The following is a 17,477-nucleotide window of genomic DNA, read 5'->3' as shown; positions in this document are numbered from 1 at the left end:
GAATTTGGGGATTTGCGCTCTTTGTGCTAAACTGGCCCACCGTTAGTGATATACACTCTCGGTTGGATAGTTAATTTGGCGAGATTATACGATGATCAAACAAAGGACACTTAAACGTATCGTTCAGGCGACGGGTGTCGGTTTACATACCGGCAAGAAAGTCACACTGACGTTACGCCCTGCGCCGGCCAATACCGGGGTCATCTATCGTCGCACCGACTTGAATCCACCGGTAGATTTTCCGGCCGATGCCAAATCTGTGCGTGATACTATGCTCTGTACTTGTCTGGTGAACGAGCATGACGTGCGGATTTCTACCGTAGAGCACCTGAACGCCGCCCTGGCCGGTCTGGGTATCGACAACATTATGGTTGAAGTCGATGCGCCAGAAATCCCGATCATGGACGGGAGTGCTGCTCCGTTCGTTTATTTGTTGCTGGATGCCGGCATCGAAGAACTGAACTGCGCGAAGAAATTTGTTCGCATTAAAGAGACCGTTCGCGTCGAAGATGGCGACAAATGGGCTGAATTCAAACCGTACAATGGTTTCTCGTTGGACTTCACCATCGATTTTAACCATCCGGCGATTGACTCCAGCACCCAGCGCTATGCGATGAACTTCTCTGCGGATGCGTTCATGCGTCAGATCAGCCGAGCACGTACCTTCGGCTTTATGCGTGATATCGAATATCTGCAATCCCGCGGCCTGTGCCTGGGCGGCAGCTTCGATTGTGCCATCGTTGTTGACGATTATCGCGTACTGAACGAAGACGGCCTGCGTTTTGAAGATGAATTTGTTCGTCACAAAATGCTGGACGCGATCGGCGACCTCTTCATGTGTGGTCACAACATCATTGGTGCCTTTACCGCGTTTAAATCCGGTCATGCACTGAACAACAAACTGTTGCAGGCCGTCCTGGCAAAACAGGAAGCCTGGGAATATGTGACCTTCGAAGACGAAGCTGAACTGCCGCTGGCGTTCAAAGCCCCGACTATGGTCCTGGCGTAACGGTTAAAGCCGTTTCGTAAGAAAAGCGACTGGTTCACATGGTACTCTCTCCGACCAGGGAAGCCAGTCGTTTTTATTTCTGCCCTTCTTTAATTTGTCCCTTTCACCCCTGGCCTGTGTCGGGTGCCGAATAACGGTGTGTTCGCTGCATTATTGACCGTTTTTACCTGCCGCAAGGTGTCATTCCTGCTGCCGTGTATTGGCTTTAGTGGTAATATCTGGGCGCTAAAAAAGAATAACTAAACTCAGCCTGCACTGGCGGGCGAACGTGGTGGAGCAAGTGAGCGGAATACTGACGCGCTGGCGACAATTTGGCAGACGTTACTTCTGGCCGCATCTCTTATTGGGGATGGTCGCGGCGAGTCTCGGCTTGCCTGTGCTCAGCAACAGCGCAGACGCGGCGACGCCAGCACGTTCCACGACGACTAAACACGATCTCACTACACGGGTTAACTTCACTAATCTCGCATGGCTTGAAGCCAGCCGTCGTCCCAATTTCTCCGTTGATTACTGGCAGCAGCACGCGATTCGCACGGTTATCCGCCATCTGTCGTTCGCGATGGCGCCGCAGACGATGCCTGTTGCGGAAGAAACGCTGCCGGTCCAGGCTCAGCATCTTGCCCTGCTCGATACGCTTAATGCGCTTCTGACGCAGGACAACCAGCCGCCAGTGACCGTGAATCAGACGGCGAAAACGGATTTTGTTTCCCCTGCATCCTTCTCTGTTTCGACATGGATTAGCCAGGTTCACGGCATCCGTGCCGGGCCTCAACGCCTCAGCTAAATTAACCTTTTTCAATACCTTAATTTATCTGCCCAACTGGGGCGTTTGAGAATTTATTATGCTAATCAAATTGTTAACCAAAGTTTTTGGTAGTCGTAACGATCGTACCCTGCGCCGCATGCGCAAAGCTGTGAACGTCATCAACGGTATGGAACCGGCGATGGAGAAGCTCACTGATGATGAGCTGAAAGCGAAAACCGCGGAGTTCCGCGCGCGTCTGGAGAAAGGTGAAACCTTAGAAAGCCTGATCCCGGAAGCCTTCGCCGTTGTACGTGAGGCCAGTAAACGCGTTTTCGGCATGCGTCACTTCGACGTACAGCTGCTCGGTGGTATGGTGCTTAACGAGCGCTGCATCGCGGAAATGCGTACCGGTGAAGGTAAAACCCTGACTGCAACGCTGCCGTCTTACCTGAATGCGCTGACGGGTAAGGGCGTTCACGTTGTTACCGTCAACGACTATCTGGCGCAGCGCGACGCCGAAAACAACCGTCCACTGTTCGAATTCCTCGGCATGACCGTGGGCATTAACATGTCCGGCCTGCCGGCACCTGCCAAGCGTGAAGCCTACAACGCGGACATCACTTACGGCACCAACAACGAATACGGCTTCGACTACCTGCGTGACAACATGGCGTTCAGCCCTGAAGAGCGCGTCCAGCGTAAACTGCACTATGCGCTGGTGGATGAGGTTGACTCCATTCTGATCGATGAAGCGCGTACCCCGCTGATCATCTCCGGCCCTGCCGAAGACAGCTCCGAGATGTACCGTAAAGTCGACAAAATCATTCCTCACCTGCTGCGTCAGGAGAAAGAAGACTCCGATACCTTCCAGGGTGAAGGTCACTTCTCCGTGGATGAAAAAGCGCGTCAGGTCAACCTGACCGAACGCGGCCTGGTGAAAATCGAAGAGCTGCTGGTTGCTGAAGGCATTATGGAAGAGGGCGAGTCTCTGTACTCCCCGAGCAACATCATGCTGATGCACCACGTAACGGCTGCACTGCGCGCGCACGCGCTGTTCACCCGCGACGTTGACTACATCGTTAAAGACGGGGAAGTCATCATCGTCGATGAACACACCGGCCGTACTATGCAGGGACGTCGCTGGTCCGATGGCCTGCACCAGGCCGTGGAAGCCAAAGAAGGCGTGGATATTCAGAACGAAAACCAGACGCTGGCATCCATCACCTTCCAGAACTACTTCCGTCTGTACGAGAAGCTGGCGGGGATGACCGGTACCGCAGATACCGAAGCGTTTGAGTTTAGCTCCATCTATAAGCTGGATACCGTGGTAGTACCTACCAACCGTCCGATGATCCGTAAGGATATGCCGGACCTGGTATACATGACTGAAGCGGAAAAAATTCAGGCGATCATCGAAGATATTCGCGAACGTACCGCGAAGGGCCAGCCGGTACTGGTGGGGACCATCTCCATCGAGAAGTCCGAAGTGGTGTCTAACGAGCTGACTAAAGCAGGCATCAAACACAACGTTCTGAACGCCAAGTTCCACGCTAAAGAAGCAGATATCGTTGCGCAGGCGGGTTACCCGGCAGCCGTAACCATCGCCACCAACATGGCGGGTCGTGGTACCGATATTATGCTCGGCGGTAGCTGGCAGGCTGAAGTGGCGGAGCTGGAAAACCCAACCCCAGAGCAAATCGCGCAGATCAAAGCCGACTGGCAAGTGCGTCACGACGCGGTGCTGGCATCCGGTGGTCTGCACATCATTGGTACCGAGCGTCACGAATCTCGTCGTATCGATAACCAGCTGCGCGGTCGTGCGGGTCGTCAGGGTGATGCCGGTTCTTCCCGCTTCTATCTGTCTATGGAAGATGCGCTGATGCGTATTTTCGCCTCTGACCGTGTGTCCGGCATGATGCGTAAACTGGGCATGAAACCTGGCGAAGCGATCGAGCACCCGTGGGTTACCAAAGCGATTGCCAACGCCCAGCGTAAAGTGGAAAGCCGCAACTTCGATATTCGTAAGCAGCTGCTGGAATATGATGACGTTGCCAACGACCAGCGTCGTGCGATCTACACCCAGCGTAACGAACTGCTGGACGTGTCCGACGTGAGCGAAACCATCAACAGCATTCGCGAAGATGTGTTCAAAGCCACTATCGACGCTCATATTCCACCGCAGTCTCTGGAAGAAATGTGGGATATCGAAGGCTTGCAGGAACGTCTGAAAAACGACTTCGATCTCGAACTGCCAATCAAAGAGTGGCTGGACAAAGAGCCTGAACTGCACGAAGAGACCCTGCGCGAGCGTATCTACGAAACCGCGCTGGACGTCTACAAGCGTAAGGAAGAAGTGGTTGGCGCAGAGATGATGCGTCACTTCGAGAAAGGCGTAATGTTGCAGACCCTGGACTCCCTATGGAAAGAGCACCTGGCGGCAATGGACTACCTGCGTCAGGGTATCCACCTGCGAGGTTATGCGCAGAAAGATCCGAAGCAGGAGTACAAGCGTGAATCCTTCTCCATGTTTGCTGCCATGCTGGAGTCGCTGAAGTATGAAGTTATCAGCACTCTGAGCAAAGTTCAGGTGCGTATGCCGGAAGAAGTGGAAGCGATGGAGCAGCAGCGTCGTGAAGAAGCTGAGCGTCTGGCACAGATGCAGCAGTTGAGCCATCAGACCGATGAGAGCGAAGCCGCAGCAGCAATCGCAGCGCAGACGGGCGATCGTAAAGTTGGTCGTAACGATCCGTGCCCATGCGGTTCCGGCAAAAAATACAAGGCGTGCCACGGCCGTCTGAGCTAAGAACATAACAAACTGAAAAGGCGCAGATATCTGCGCCTTTTTTATGGAAGTGACATGATGAAAACACTGCAAATTGCTGTCGGGATCATTCGCAACCCGCAAAACCAGATCTTCATTACCCAACGTGCCGCCGATGCGCACATGGCCAACAAATGGGAATTCCCCGGCGGGAAAATCGAATCAGGTGAAACGCCGGAGCAGGCGCTGGTGCGTGAGCTTCAGGAAGAGGTGGGGATCACCCCGCTTGGCGCAACGCTGTTCGATAAGCTGGAGTACCAGTTTCCGGATCGTCACATCACGCTGTGGTTCTGGCTGGTGGAAAGCTGGGAAGGTGAACCGTGGGGTAAAGAGGGGCAGCCGGGTAACTGGATTGAGCTTCAGGCCAGCGATGCGGAAAAATTCCCGCCCGCCAATGAGCCTGTGATACTCCGGCTGGTTGCACAACCGTAGGCCTGCTAAGCGAAGCGCCAGCAGGCTTTGAACGTTACTGCTGGTTTTCGCTCCAGTCATCGCTATCCGAGAGATCGCCTTCGCTCGGAATGCGTTTCTCTTCCGCCGCCCATTCGCCCAGGTCTATAAGCTGACAGCGCTTGCAGCAGAATGGGCGAAATGGACTCACTTCTCCCCAGACGACAGTTTTCCCACAGGTTGGGCAGTTTACGGTGGTTACGTCAGACATCGGCACTCCTTAACAACAGGCCAGTTCAAAATCGAGGCGTTCCGGCACGGTGCCATGTTCACTGTCCAGCGGCATAAAGCGGATCGCGAAACGGCTTTTATGTCCGGAAATTTGCGGGTAAAGCTGCTCGCTAAGAGACAGATTCAGGCGCAGAAGATCGGCGTCGTCGCCGTTATCCTGATAGAAACCATTGAGACTGGTTTGTTTGCGGAACGGGGCAGAGTTACGCACAAGATCGAGGATCAAGGATAACGTCTGATTCATCGGCTCCAGGCTGCCCAGCCAGCTGTTCACCTGGCGATCGCGCTGTTCCTGCGGCATGTGCAACCACATATGCAGCGTTGGCAGGTCAAAGCTACAGCAACCGCCCGGTATGCTCAGGCGCTGGCGCACCAGCGCAATCAGACGATCCTCTCGTAAAAACTGGCCAACGCGCGGCGCGGCCATCAGCGTCGTGCTGCTGTTTTTCAGCTGCTGGCGTAAAGCGTCAATACGACTTTGATCCACGCCCGGTACTTCGGCCCAGGCCTGTAATTTACGCTGCTGGCGCTCCAGCTCTTTCAACAGCTCAGTGCGGACGTCACCGCGTTCAATCACATCCAGCAGATCGCCCACGTTGCGGAAAAAATGCAGCGCGGTGGCGTGATCGTTGACAGGCAGATGTTGTGAAAGCTGTTGAATAAGAAATTCTATGCGTAGCCAGGTACGCATTTTTTCGTTAAGCGGGTGCTCAAAAAGGATATGAGTCGACATTATGGTTTTTCCTGTGCAACGGCCTGCGCGGCGAAGGTCAGATACTGCGCGTGCAGACGAGCAACATCCGATGCAATGGCATCTGGTGCGCCGTTATTATCAATAACATCATCCGCAACGGCGAGGCGCGCTTCGCGCGTGGCCTGTGCGGCAAGAATTTGTTCAGCATGTTCGCGTGAAACATGGTCACGCGCCATGGTTCTCTGGATTTGCGTTTCGCGGGAAACGTCAATCACCAGCGTTCTGTCTGCTTTATTCTGAAGCTGATTTTCCACCAGTAACGGGACGACCCACAACACATAGGGCGAACGGGCTGCGGCAATTTGACGCTGAGTTTCCTGGTGGATAATGGGGTGGAGCAGGGCATTAAGCCAGGCTTTTTCCGCTGGATCGGAAAATATGCACTCACGCAGCTGCCGACGATTCAGGGTGCCGTCAGCCTGTATCACACGGCGACCAAAATGCGCTTCGATGGCGTTTAAGGCGGGTGTATTGGGTTCTACCACATGACGGGCAATGATATCGGCGTCGATAATCGTGATGCCGAGACGAGCAAACGCGTGCGCAACGGTGCTTTTACCACTACCGATGCCGCCGGTTAATGCGACGATATACCCCATTAAATCAGATCCTGGGAATTATTCAGTTTTAAAATCAGTTGCTTAAAATTCAAACTTACAACAGCCAATGTTTAGCTCTCTTTACCCGCTTTTTACCAGGTAAATTTATAGGATTGTAGCGTAAAAAAAGAGAATTTCGCAGTCTTGCGGAGCAGGTATTAGTGCGTATGATAGCGTCACTGGAGTTGTGCTTTTAATATATTTGCCTCTAACCCCAGGAATCCGCACATGCGTATCGAAGAAGATCTGAAGTTAGGTTTCAAAGACGTTCTTATCCGCCCTAAACGCTCTACACTGAAAAGTCGCTCAGACGTTGAACTCGAACGTCAATTCACCTTTAAGCATTCCGGTCAGACGTGGTCTGGCGTGCCGATTATCGCGGCCAACATGGACACCGTCGGGACCTTCGAGATGGCGACCGCACTGGCGCAATTCGACATCCTTACTGCGGTACACAAACACTACAGCGCTGAAGAGTGGGATGCGTTTGTCGCCTCCGCCTCGGCTGAAGTGGTGAAGCATGTGATGGTCTCGACCGGTACGTCTGATGCAGATTTCGAGAAAACCAAACAGATCCTGAACGCCAATCCGGCGCTGAATTTTGTCTGCATTGACGTGGCAAATGGTTATTCCGAACATTTCGTCCAGTTCGTCAGCAAGGCGCGTGAAGCCTGGCCAACCAAAACCATCATCGCGGGCAACGTGGTGACCGGTGAAATGTGTGAAGAGCTGATCCTCTCCGGAGCCGACATTGTGAAAGTGGGCATTGGCCCGGGCTCCGTTTGCACCACGCGCGTGAAAACCGGTGTGGGTTATCCGCAGCTGTCTGCGGTAATTGAATGCGCTGACGCTGCGCACGGTCTGGGCGGCCAGATCATCAGCGACGGTGGCTGCACCATGCCAGGCGATGTCGCGAAAGCCTTCGGCGGCGGCGCGGATTTCGTGATGCTCGGCGGCATGCTGGCAGGCCACGAAGAGAGCGGCGGTACCGTGGTGGAAGAGAACGGCGAGAAATTCATGCTATTCTACGGAATGAGCTCTGAATCCGCGATGACCCGTCACGTGGGTGGTGTCGCGAAATACCGTGCGGCGGAAGGCAAAACCGTTAAGCTACCACTGCGTGGTCCGGTCGAAAACACGGCGCGCGATATCCTCGGCGGACTGCGTTCTGCCTGCACCTACGTTGGGGCTTCCCGCCTGAAAGAGCTGACTAAACGCACGACGTTTATCCGCGTTCAGGAGCAGGAAAACCGCGTTTTCAATAGCCTCTGACGGCTACGGCTGGCGCGCGTCCGTGCGCCAGCGTTACCCCGCGCTCATTGCATCCCCCAGATGGAAAATCGGCAGATACATTGCCACCACCAGCGTGCCAATAATCAGACCTGTCACGACCAGTAGCAAAGGCTCAAGAAGCGCCGCCAGATTGTCTGCCTGCTGAAATGTCTGTTCCGTATGATGGCGGGCCAGATTTATCAGCATGACATCCAGTGAACCCGACACTTCTCCGGTGCGAATGAGCTGAATACACAGTGGCGTAAAAACAGAGGCCTTCTGAAAGGAGGACCACACGGGCATCCCCTGTTCGATATCGCTGCGTATCTCACGGAGTTTCTCCTGCCAGTAGCCACACTCAACGGTCTCCTCCACACTCTCCAGTCCTTGTAAAAAGGCAATTCCGGCCTGCTGGGTTAATGACAGCACGGTAAAAATTTGCCCCAGTTTTTGCCCGCGCGTCAGCGTGCCCATCACCGGTACATGTAACAAGACATACTGCCAGCGCGGATGCCGCCGCAGCTTACAGGCGATGACAACCATTGCCACGAGCAGGGCCAAAAGGGTGAGGATATGCGCCTGAACTAAGGCCGCCAGCCCCATGACTGCCTGCGTGAGCAAAGGGAGCGGGGTGTTGAACGTTTTGTAGATTGCAGCAAACTCAGGCAAAACCAGCGTGACCATCGCCAGCACCACGAAAACGGCCAGCGTCAGGATGATCAGCGGATAGCGCAGCGCTTTCTTCACCTTTGCACTGAGTTGCTGCTGGGATTTTTGTTGCTGCGCAAGCTGACGGCAGCAGGCTTCGAGCTTACCCGTCAGTTCACCCGTCTTCACCATCGAGACATAAAGGGGGCTAAACACCTCTGGCCATTTCTTCATGGCCTCTGACAGAGCGAAACCTTCGCTCAGGTCATCAGCAAGACTGTGCAGCAGCGCCTGCCAGTGCTGCAAAGGATGCTGTTCCGCCAGCATGTGCAGGCTTTGGGACAGCGTGAGTCCGGCCTGTAGCAGCGTGGCGAGCTGGCGAAAAATATCGTAGCAGTGCTGCACTTGCCATCGGTGGTGCTGCTGGCAGCGTTTTAGCGCCAGCGGGTGCAGCTGTTTAAGCACCAGAGCCGTGTAAGCTGCGTTACGGTCGATGGCCCAGAGGGTGCCGGTTTGCACCTCCCCCTCGGTGGTCAGGGCACGCCAGCGCCAGAGCGAATTAGCAGCCATCTGGCATTCCCAGGACGCGCAACAACTCTTCGAGCGGAGTCAGCCCTTGCTCTACGGCCATGCAGCCATGCTCAAACAATGAGGTCATTCCCGCCTGACGAGCGCTGGACCCAATCACCTCCGTGCTTGCTCCGCTGGCGATGGCCTGCCGCAGCGTGTCGTCGATGACGAGCACTTCAAAAATGGCTACGCGACCATAAAAACCGTGGTAGCAGCGATCGCAGCCGGTGGGTTGCCAGCGAGGAAGCGGCCGGGGCCACAGCGTGCGGGGTAATTCGGTGTGGCGGCTGGCTTCCTGTCGGCAGTACGGGCATAAACGGCGCACCAGCCGTTGGGCAATCACCATCGAGAGCGCCGAAGAGATCATCCAGCGCGCGACGCCCATCTGTTGCAGCCGTACCAGCGTTTCAGTCGTCGAATTAGTATGGAGGGTGGACAGCACCAGATGCCCGGTTTGTGCCGCCTTAATGGCAATTTCTGCCGTTTCGCCGTCACGAATTTCACCTACCATAATGATGTCAGGATCCTGCCTGAGCAGGGCGCGCAGCACGCTCTGGAAGGTCAGCCCCGCACGCGGATTAATCTGCGTCTGGTTTAAGCCTGCAAGCGGGATTTCAACGGGATCTTCCACGCTGCAAATATTAACGTCAGGGGTATTTCGCGCCTGTAACGCGCTGTACAGCGTCACCGTTTTCCCGCTACCGGTCGGGCCGGTGACCAGAATCAACCCCTGAGGGCTGTTAAGCGCCCCGGCAAAACGGGCCTGCTGGTCTGCGCTCATCCCCAGCTGTTCAAGCTCCAGAGCCTGATGTACCTGGTGAAGCAGACGAAGCACGATTTTTTCTCCACCGCTACAGGGAAGGGTTGCGATACGAAAAGAGACGGGGACGCTTGCCAGCTCCACCGTAAACTGACCGTCCTGCGGCAGGCGGCGCTCCGCAATATCCAGTTGACCCAGCACCTTCAGGCGTGCGGCAAGCGTCGTCCCGAGGGCGGCAGAGATCGGCGGTTGAGGGTAGAGAACACCGTCGATTCGCAAACGGATCTGGTAACCGTGCTCCGTCGGTTCAATATGGATGTCAGAAGCCCGCTGGTTTACTGCCTGCTGCAAGGTTGTACTGAGCACGTCAGCGGCTGAGTTTGGCGCGATGCCCGGCAGGTGTGATGATGAGAGGGACTGAAGCCGTTTTTCCATCCGTTCAGCCGTCCAGCACTCAATATCAATACGTTTCTGCGTGGCGAAGCGTAACGCTTCCATCAGCTCAGAGGCAGGATTACCCACCACCGCAATGCTGATCATCTCGGTGTCGCTTGCGAGTAGCAGTGCGTGATGGCGCTGACAGAGCGTCATAAGCTGTTCGGTATTCATTGTCCACTCCTGTCAGTTGTTGTCGAAGCGGAAAACATCTTCACAGGCTTGTCTGAGCGCCGTGTCGGACGCAATTTTGCAGTCACGCGTCCAGCCCGTCATACCGTTACCGTCGCTCCAGATCGGTGTCATGAGCACTTCAAGTCCGTTAAGGCTTTCCTGCCCTGTTAACGATACGATCCCCTTCGCCACGCTCATCGCTGAAACGTAACGTGTGGTTGTCGGGGAGGGGATGCCATTGGTGCCTGCGTCGCAGCGATCCACACCACCACGATCCAGGGCGCAAAGCTCAATGGCGGTGCGGTAGGGGATGAACGTTTGCAGCATATCGGTGAGCGCCGCTTTTCGCAGGTAGTTCTGATAGGCCGGGACGCCAATCGCGCTCAGGATGGCAATAATGCCAATGACTACCATTAGCTCAATCAGGGTAAATCCTTGTTGTCTGTTCATGTCTGCTCCTTATGTTAAGTGGCGCTACTGTGGCAGTGACTGCGCGCAGAAACGAGGGGCAAAAGCGTGAACGTGAAGGGGCTTTCAGGGAAATGATTCAGTGTTGCAGAGAAGGACAGCGTAATTGCGAGCGGTTTCGTATTTCCCCTCTCCGGGCGGAGAGGGGGGATAATTTATTTGAAGCGCATCGAGAGGTCGAGGGCGCGGACGTGCTTGGTCAGGGCGCCTACGGAGATGTAATCGACGCCGGTTTCAGCAAATTCGCGGAGGGTGTCGAACGTCACGTTGCCGGACACCTCAAGCTGCGCCTGGCCGTTTGTGCGTTTGACCGCTTCACGCATCTGCTCCGTGTCGAAGTTATCGAGCATGATGATGTCAGCCCCCGCTTTAATGGCCTCGTCCAGCTCCTCCAGCGTTTCCACTTCCACTTCGACGGGCACATCCGGATGCAGCCAGAAGGCTTTTTCCACGGCCTGACGCACCGAGCCAGAGGCAATAATGTGGTTCTCTTTGATCAGGAAGGCATCGGATAGCCCCAGACGATGGTTGGCGCCGCCACCGCAGAGTACCGCGTATTTCAGCGCGGTGCGCAGGCCCGGCAGGGTTTTACGGGTATCCAGCAGCTGCGTGCGGGTGCCTGCCAGCAGGTCAACGTAGCGGCGTACTTCACTGGCAACGCCAGAGAGCGTTTGCACAAAATTGAGCGCGGTGCGTTCACCAGTCAGCAAGACGCGGGACGGGCCGTCCAGTTCGAACAGTGGCTGATTCGCCGTGACCGCATCGCCGTCCTCAACGTGCCATGTTACCTGCACCTCGTCGCCCGCCAGCTGGGTAAAGACCTCCTCAACCCAGCGTTTGCCGCAGAAAACCCCTGCTTCACGGGTGATAACCACCGCATGCGAGCGTGTCTCTTTTGGCAACAATTGGGCGGTAATATCGTTATCGGCGCTGACGTCACCGCCGAGGTCTTCTCTCAGGGCATGGGCAACGCTTGCCGGGATATCACTATTAATACGTTCCAGAAGCGCGTCACGTCGGTGGTCGGGGTTATAGCGGCGAGGCGGCATGATAAAACTCCAAATTGGTAACGAATCATAATATTGAAACATGCTACTCTGAACCGAGTAACAGCACCATAGATAAGGAGTTCCAGCATGTTGTTAGAAAACGGATGGCTGGTGGACGCGCGGCATGTACCGTCGCCGCACCACGACTGCCGCCCGGAGGATGAAAAGCCCACACTGCTGGTGGTTCACAATATTAGTCTCCCGCCGGGTGAGTTTGGCGGTCCGTGGATCGATGCGTTATTCACTGGAACGATAGATCCCGATGCCCACCCCTTCTTTGCTGAGATTGCGCATCTGCGCGTATCGGCGCACTGTCTGATCCGTCGTGATGGCGAAGTGGTTCAGTATGTTCCTTTTGATAAGCGTGCCTGGCATGCCGGCGTGTCGAAGTATCAGGGGCGCGAGCGGTGCAATGATTTCTCCATTGGAATTGAACTGGAAGGAACGGACACCACGCCTTACACCGATGCGCAATATGAGAAACTGGTTGCTGTAACGCAAACGTTAATCGGGCGCTATCCCGCCATTGCAGACAATATTACAGGGCACAGCGACATCGCCCCCGAAAGAAAAACCGACCCCGGCCCGGCGTTTGACTGGTCCCGGTTTCACGCCATGCTTACCACGTCGTCAGATAAGGAGATAACATGACGTTGTTTACCATGCTGCTGGTTATGATCGCTGAACGCCTGTTTAAGCTCGGCGAGCACTGGCATCTGGATCATCGGCTGGAGGTGTTATTCCGCCGCATCAGGCATTTTTCCATGCTGCGCACGCTGCTGATGGCGGCAGGCGTGATGGTGATTACGTTCCTGTTGCTGCGCTCGCTTTACGGCCTCTTTTTCAACGTGCCGCTGCTGGTGATGTGGATCCTGCTCGGCGTGTTGTGTATTGGCGCGGGCAAGGTGCGTTTGCACTATCACGCGTATCTGAAAGCCGCTTCCCGGGATGATGCCCACGCGCGCGGCGCGATGGCGAGCGAGTTGACGATGATCCACGGCGTACCGCCGGACTGCGATGAACGCGAGTTTCTGCGGGAGCTGCAAAACGCGCTGCTGTGGATTAACTTCCGTTACTACCTGGCGCCGCTGTTCTGGTTCGTGGTGGGCGGACCCTGGGGGCCGGTACTGCTGATGGGTTACGCGTTCCTGCGCGCCTGGCAGACCTGGCTTGCCCGCTATCTTACGCCGCATGAACGTCTACAGTCCGGCATTGATGCCATCCTGCACGTGCTCGACTGGCTTCCGGTGCGTCTGGTAGGCGTGGTCTATGCCCTCATCGGTCACGGTGAAAAGGCGCTGCCCGCGTGGTTTGTCTCCCTTGCTGACCGCCATACCTCGCAGTATCAGGTTTTAACCCGACTGGCACAGTTCTCGCTGGCCCGTGAGCCGCACACGGACAAAGTCGCAACGCCAAAGGCTGCCGTCTCGATGGCGAAGAAAACGTCGTTTGTGGTGGTGGTGATTGTGGCGCTGCTGACGATTTACGGCACGCTGGTTTAAGCCAGCGCGCCGAAGCCGTTACGGTGTATCTGCGGGCGGGATGCCGAATTCAGGCATCCCGTTTTCGTTCCAGCGGATGAGTTTCAGGCGAGTATGGCGATTGGGATCGTAAAGCGGATCGCCTTCAATTTCAGTGTAGTTTCGCGCGTGGTAGACCAGCACATCTTCGCCTTCCGGCGTCTGCGTAAAGCTGTTATGGCCTGGCCCATACTGACGGTTTTCGTAGCTGGTGACGAACACCGGGCGCGGGGATTTATGCCAGTTAGCCGGGTTTTGCGGATCGGCATTCAGGTCTGCCCACAGTAATCCCATGCAGTAGTTCTCGTCGGTGGCGCTGGCGGAATAGCTGATAAACAGCTTATCGCCATGGAACAGCACCGCCGGGCCTTCATTGACCCAGAACCCGCGGCACTCCCAGTCATATTCCGGTTTACTGAGCATCACCGGCTCGCCTTTCAGCGTCCACGGATTTTCCATTTCACACAGGTAAAGATTCGAGTTACCGGAAATATCCAGGGCTTTTTGCGCCCACAAATACCAGCGTTTACCCTGATGAACAAAGGTGGTGGCATCCAGCGCGAAGGTGTCAAACGGGGTTTTGATTTGCCCTTTTTCCACCCACGTACCGGTGAGCGGATCGCGATCTGCGCATTCAATGGCAAACATGCGATGCTGGAACATCCCGAGCTGATCGAGCGCCTGGGTATGCGTGGCGGCAAAATAGATGTACCAACTGCCGTCGATATGATGCAGTTCCGGTGCCCAGATCAGCTGGCTCATCGGGCCGGTGTCGGGCTTGCGCCAGACAACCACCTCTTCGGCATCGCGTAAACCTTCCAGCGAGTCCGCGCGGCGGATCGCCAGCCGATCGTACTCCGGTACGGAGGCGATAAAGTAATATTGCCCATCGTGACGCAGGATATACGGGTCGGCGCGTTGTTCAATAAACGGGTTTGGCCAGGTTTGCATTCGGCTTTCCTTATTTAGTCTCAGCGGCTTTGAGTTCCTGATAATCGTTCAGCTCGCGATAGTTGGTGCGACGCTTTTCCAGATCGGACTGGATCTGCTTCATGGTCTCACGGTCCACTTTCAGCAGACGTACTACGCCCGCGGTAATTAAGTATCCAATGCCAGGAATGACGGTAAAGAGCAGCACGATCCCGTTGATGGCATCCGCGCTCTGCGCTTTTGCGCCCGCATCGTAGCCGTACCAGGAGAGCAGGAAACCGACCATTGCCCCGGCAATCGCCAGACCCAGTTTCAGGAAGAAGATGTTGCCGGAGAAGCTGATCCCGGTGATACGTTTCCCGGTTTTCCATTCACCGTAGTCGTCCACGTCGGCCATCAGGGACCAGTGCAGCGGGGATGGGATCTGGTGCAGGATGTTCAGCAGGACGTAAAGCACGACAATGGTTGTCGTCGCTTTCGGGTCGAAGAAGTAGAAGGCGCAGGAGAAAATCGCCAGCGCGATGTTGGTCCAGAAGAAGACCTTCAGCTTACACCAGCGGTCGGTCAGCACTTTCGCCAGCATACTGCCGAACATCATGCCGATCACGCCCAGGCTGATAAACAGCGTGGCGAAATGGGTGCTTTGCCCCATGACCCAGGTAACGTAATACATGGTGGCCGCCATGCGGATAAAGCCAGGGCAGACGTTGCACAGGGTTAACAGCAGGATTCGCACCCACTGGTCGTTCTTCCACACGTCTTTCAGGTCGTTTTTAAGTTCGTCATGGGTTTGCACCGCCGGACGCACGCGCTCGCGCACCGTGGCGAAGCAGAACAGGAACATGCAGGTACCAATCAGCGCCAGCACGGTCATCGCCATCTGGTAGCCTTTGGCTTTGTTATCCCCACCGAACCAGTCGGCCATTGGCAGGAGCGTTAGCGACAGCAGCAGCGTGGCGATACCAACCATAACAAAACGGTAGGACTGGCAGGCAACGCGCTCTTTCGGGTCGTTGGTGATCACGCCGCCGAGCGAGCAGTACGGAATATTGATGGCGGTATAGGTCAGCGACAGCAGGAAGTAGGTGACAAAGGCATAGATAACTTTGCTGTTATAGCTCCACTCTGGCGTGGTGAACATCAGAATGCTGAACAGCGCATAGGGGAAGGCAATCCACAGCAGCCATGGACGAAACCGGCCATATTTGCTGCGGGTACGGTCAGCAATCGCGCCCATGATCGGGTCCGTTACGGCATCAATGACGCGCACGGACAGGAGTAAAACGCCAACCAGTGCAGGAGCCAGACCAAAAATATCCGTATAAAAATAGTTAACAAATAACATGATGGCGCCAAAGATAATGTTGCATCCGGCGTCACCCATGCCATAGCCGATCTTTTCTTTTACTGACAGTTTGTTGTTATTCATCGACAGCTCTCCGGGTTTCGGTATGGAGAGAATTATTCGCTGGCAAACGAATATATGCGTTGCAATATAAAGGCGGTGATATGGAGGATTTTGCTGTTGGCGCGAATTTGTGAGGAAGGTAACAAGACGCTGTACCCGCAACCGCGAGTACAGCGAGAAAACACTTAGTGCGCTTTCACCGTTTTGGCATTTTTCTGTTTCACCATATAACCCACGCCGAGGATCGCAATCCAGACCGGGATCAGGTAGACGGAAATCGCCATGCCTGGGGTGATGAGCATGATGACCAGTACAGCTGCCATGAACAGCAGGCAAACCCAGTTCCCCAGCGGATAGAGCAGGGCAGGGAAGCGCGTGGTTACGCCCTGCTGCTGCTTGGCGCGGCGGAACTTGATGTGCGCGAGGCTAATCATTGCCCAGTTAATCACCAGGGCGGAAACCACCAGCGCCATCAGCAGACCGAAGGCTGATTCCGGGGCCAGGTAGTTAATCAGCACGCACAGCGCCGTCACGACCGCCGACACGATGATGGTATTAACCGGTACGCCACGCTTATCAACGGTGAGCAGCGCTTTCGGTGCGTTGCCCTGTTGCGCCAGGCCGAACAGCATACGGCTGTTGCAGTAAACGCAGCTGTTATAAACGGAGAGCGCAGCGGTCAGCACCACGACGTTGAGCGCGTTCGCCACGAAGGTATCGCCCAGCTCGTGGAAGATGAGCACAAAGGGGCTGGTATCCGCCGTAACGCGCGTCCATGGCAGCAGCGAGAGCAGCACCGCCAGTGAGCCCACATAGAAGATCAGGATGCGGTAGATAACCTGATTTGTGGCTTTCGGGATGCTCTGTTCCGGGTTGTCGGCTTCCGCGGCGGTGATGCCCACCAGCTCCAGACCGCCGAAGGAGAACATAATGATCGCCATCATCATCACCAGGCCGGTCATGCCGTGAGGCAAGAACCCGCCTTGCTCCCAAAGGTTGCGCACGGTGGCCTGCGGGCCGCCGTTGCCGCTGAACAGCAGCCAGCCGCCGAAGATGATCATCGCTACAACGGCAATCACTTTGATGATGGCAAACCAGAACTCCATCTCACCGAACACTTTTACGTTGGTGAGGTTAATGGCATTAATCAGGACGAAGAAGGCCGCCGCAGACGCCCAGGTAGGGATCTCCGGGTACCAGAACTGAATATATTTCCCGACGGCGGTCAGCTCGGCCATGGCAACCAGAACGTACAGAACCCAATAGTTCCAGCCCGAGGCGAAACCTGCGAAGCTGCCCCAGTATTTATAGGCGAAGTGGCTGAATGAGCCTGCGACCGGCTCCTCAACAACCATTTCCCCTAACTGACGCATAATCAGAAATGCAATGAAACCCGCTATCGCGTACCCCAAAATAATGCCCGGACCGGCCGACTGAATAACCGATGCACTGCCCAGAAACAGGCCAGTACCAATAGCACCGCCCAGGGCGATGAGCTGTATATGGCGGTTTTTAAGGCCGCGCTTTAGCTGATCGCCATGCTGTTGAGCTTCCATTTGAAACCTCGTGTGTGGTTGTTATGTTCACGCTGTGCGTGTGTAATTATGAAAGTCCATATTCTGTATTTATTTCTT

The 17,477-nt window shown here is 55.4% G+C and carries 17 protein-coding genes; 7 read left to right on the top strand and 10 right to left on the bottom strand.

Annotated features, from left to right (window positions below; genetic code table 11):
- Positions 1 to 91: 91 nt before the first annotated feature.
- The 4 genes from lpxC (at position 92) to mutT (ending at position 5,007) form a co-directional block, all read left to right on the top strand.
- Positions 92 to 1,009: a UDP-3-O-acyl-N-acetylglucosamine deacetylase gene (gene lpxC, locus ACOTYB_RS00520; RefSeq protein ID WP_003856337.1), complete on the top strand. Its 918-nt coding sequence runs from the start codon at positions 92 to 94 to the stop codon at positions 1,007 to 1,009.
- 280 nt (positions 1,010 to 1,289) lie between these two features.
- Positions 1,290 to 1,793 (top strand): secA translation cis-regulator SecM, encoded by a 504-nt coding sequence (gene secM / locus ACOTYB_RS00515; RefSeq protein WP_032628081.1) that lies wholly within the window; start codon positions 1,290 to 1,292, stop codon positions 1,791 to 1,793.
- A gap of 58 nt (positions 1,794 to 1,851) precedes the next feature.
- Positions 1,852 to 4,557, top strand: a complete 2,706-nt coding sequence (secA, locus tag ACOTYB_RS00510; protein ID WP_220153570.1) for a preprotein translocase subunit SecA — start codon at positions 1,852 to 1,854, stop codon at positions 4,555 to 4,557.
- Between the two features lie 57 nt (positions 4,558 to 4,614).
- Positions 4,615 to 5,007 (top strand): 8-oxo-dGTP diphosphatase MutT, encoded by a 393-nt coding sequence (gene mutT / locus ACOTYB_RS00505; RefSeq protein ID WP_003856333.1) that lies wholly within the window; start codon positions 4,615 to 4,617, stop codon positions 5,005 to 5,007.
- A 34-nt stretch (positions 5,008 to 5,041) separates the two neighbouring features.
- On the opposite strand, the gene yacG is transcribed toward mutT, so the two are convergent.
- Genes yacG through coaE form a run of 3 tightly spaced genes read right to left on the bottom strand, consistent with a single transcriptional unit; the run spans position 5,042 to position 6,609 of the window.
- Positions 5,042 to 5,236 carry a DNA gyrase inhibitor YacG gene (yacG, locus tag ACOTYB_RS00500; RefSeq protein WP_003856332.1) on the bottom strand — a complete coding sequence of 65 codons (195 nt, stop codon included), beginning with the start codon at positions 5,234 to 5,236 and terminating at the stop codon, positions 5,042 to 5,044.
- Positions 5,237 to 5,245: 9 nt separating this feature from the next.
- A complete protein-coding gene (gene zapD / locus ACOTYB_RS00495) occupies positions 5,246 to 5,989 on the bottom strand; it encodes a cell division protein ZapD (RefSeq protein ID WP_003856329.1) in 744 nt (247 codons plus the stop codon).
- Positions 5,989 to 6,609: a dephospho-CoA kinase gene (gene coaE, locus ACOTYB_RS00490; protein ID WP_003856328.1), complete on the bottom strand. Its 621-nt coding sequence runs from the start codon at positions 6,607 to 6,609 to the stop codon at positions 5,989 to 5,991. The genes zapD and coaE overlap by 1 nt, the downstream gene beginning before the upstream one ends.
- 228 nt (positions 6,610 to 6,837) lie before the next feature.
- On the opposite strand from coaE, the gene ACOTYB_RS00485 reads away from it, so the two are divergent.
- A complete protein-coding gene (locus tag ACOTYB_RS00485; RefSeq protein WP_003856327.1) occupies positions 6,838 to 7,881 on the top strand; it encodes a GMP reductase in 1,044 nt (347 codons plus the stop codon).
- A gap of 33 nt (positions 7,882 to 7,914) precedes the next feature.
- Here ACOTYB_RS00485 and hofC read toward each other — a convergent pair whose 3' ends face one another.
- The 4 genes from hofC to nadC all read right to left on the bottom strand — a co-directional run bounded on the left by hofC (position 7,915) and on the right by nadC (position 11,985).
- Complete coding sequence (gene hofC / locus ACOTYB_RS00480) at positions 7,915 to 9,099, bottom strand: protein transport protein HofC (protein WP_050871270.1); 1,185 nt, start codon at positions 9,097 to 9,099, stop codon at positions 7,915 to 7,917.
- Positions 9,089 to 10,468: a type II secretion system protein GspE gene (gspE, locus tag ACOTYB_RS00475; RefSeq protein WP_220316737.1), complete on the bottom strand. Its 1,380-nt coding sequence runs from the start codon at positions 10,466 to 10,468 to the stop codon at positions 9,089 to 9,091. The genes hofC and gspE overlap by 11 nt, the downstream gene beginning before the upstream one ends.
- A gap of 12 nt (positions 10,469 to 10,480) precedes the next feature.
- Positions 10,481 to 10,918 (bottom strand): prepilin peptidase-dependent pilin, encoded by a 438-nt coding sequence (ppdD, locus tag ACOTYB_RS00470; RefSeq protein WP_023315399.1) that lies wholly within the window; start codon positions 10,916 to 10,918, stop codon positions 10,481 to 10,483.
- 173 nt (positions 10,919 to 11,091) lie between these two features.
- Entirely contained in the window at positions 11,092 to 11,985 is an 894-nt protein-coding gene (gene nadC, locus ACOTYB_RS00465) for a carboxylating nicotinate-nucleotide diphosphorylase (RefSeq protein ID WP_022650401.1), read from the bottom strand.
- A gap of 87 nt (positions 11,986 to 12,072) precedes the next feature.
- Between nadC and ampD the strand changes: the two genes are divergently transcribed.
- Both ampD and ampE read left to right on the top strand, forming a co-directional pair.
- Positions 12,073 to 12,636 carry a 1,6-anhydro-N-acetylmuramyl-L-alanine amidase AmpD gene (gene ampD, locus ACOTYB_RS00460; protein ID WP_003856321.1) on the top strand — a complete coding sequence of 188 codons (564 nt, stop codon included), beginning with the start codon at positions 12,073 to 12,075 and terminating at the stop codon, positions 12,634 to 12,636.
- Entirely contained in the window at positions 12,633 to 13,487 is an 855-nt protein-coding gene (gene ampE, locus ACOTYB_RS00455) for a beta-lactamase regulator AmpE (protein ID WP_022650402.1), read from the top strand. Before ampD ends, ampE begins: the two co-directional genes overlap by 4 nt.
- 18 nt (positions 13,488 to 13,505) lie before the next feature.
- Here the strand turns inward: ampE and ACOTYB_RS00450 are convergent, their stop codons facing one another.
- The 3 genes from ACOTYB_RS00450 to aroP form a co-directional block, all read right to left on the bottom strand.
- Positions 13,506 to 14,456, bottom strand: a complete 951-nt coding sequence (locus ACOTYB_RS00450; RefSeq protein WP_220153575.1) for a family 43 glycosylhydrolase — start codon at positions 14,454 to 14,456, stop codon at positions 13,506 to 13,508.
- A gap of 10 nt (positions 14,457 to 14,466) precedes the next feature.
- Positions 14,467 to 15,864, bottom strand: coding sequence for a glycoside-pentoside-hexuronide (GPH):cation symporter (locus ACOTYB_RS00445; RefSeq protein ID WP_023315402.1), 1,398 nt, complete (start codon positions 15,862 to 15,864; stop codon positions 14,467 to 14,469).
- A gap of 164 nt (positions 15,865 to 16,028) precedes the next feature.
- A complete protein-coding gene (gene aroP, locus ACOTYB_RS00440; RefSeq protein ID WP_003856317.1) occupies positions 16,029 to 17,399 on the bottom strand; it encodes an aromatic amino acid transporter AroP in 1,371 nt (456 codons plus the stop codon).
- Positions 17,400 to 17,477: the final 78 nt, after the last annotated feature.

The sequence above is a fragment of the Enterobacter cloacae complex sp. IR5450 genome (assembly GCF_049238665.1).
GTDB lineage: Bacteria > Pseudomonadota > Gammaproteobacteria > Enterobacterales > Enterobacteriaceae > Enterobacter > Enterobacter hormaechei_C.
Note: the sequence above shows the minus strand (reverse complement) of the source record. Positions and strands in the feature narration are given on the sequence as shown.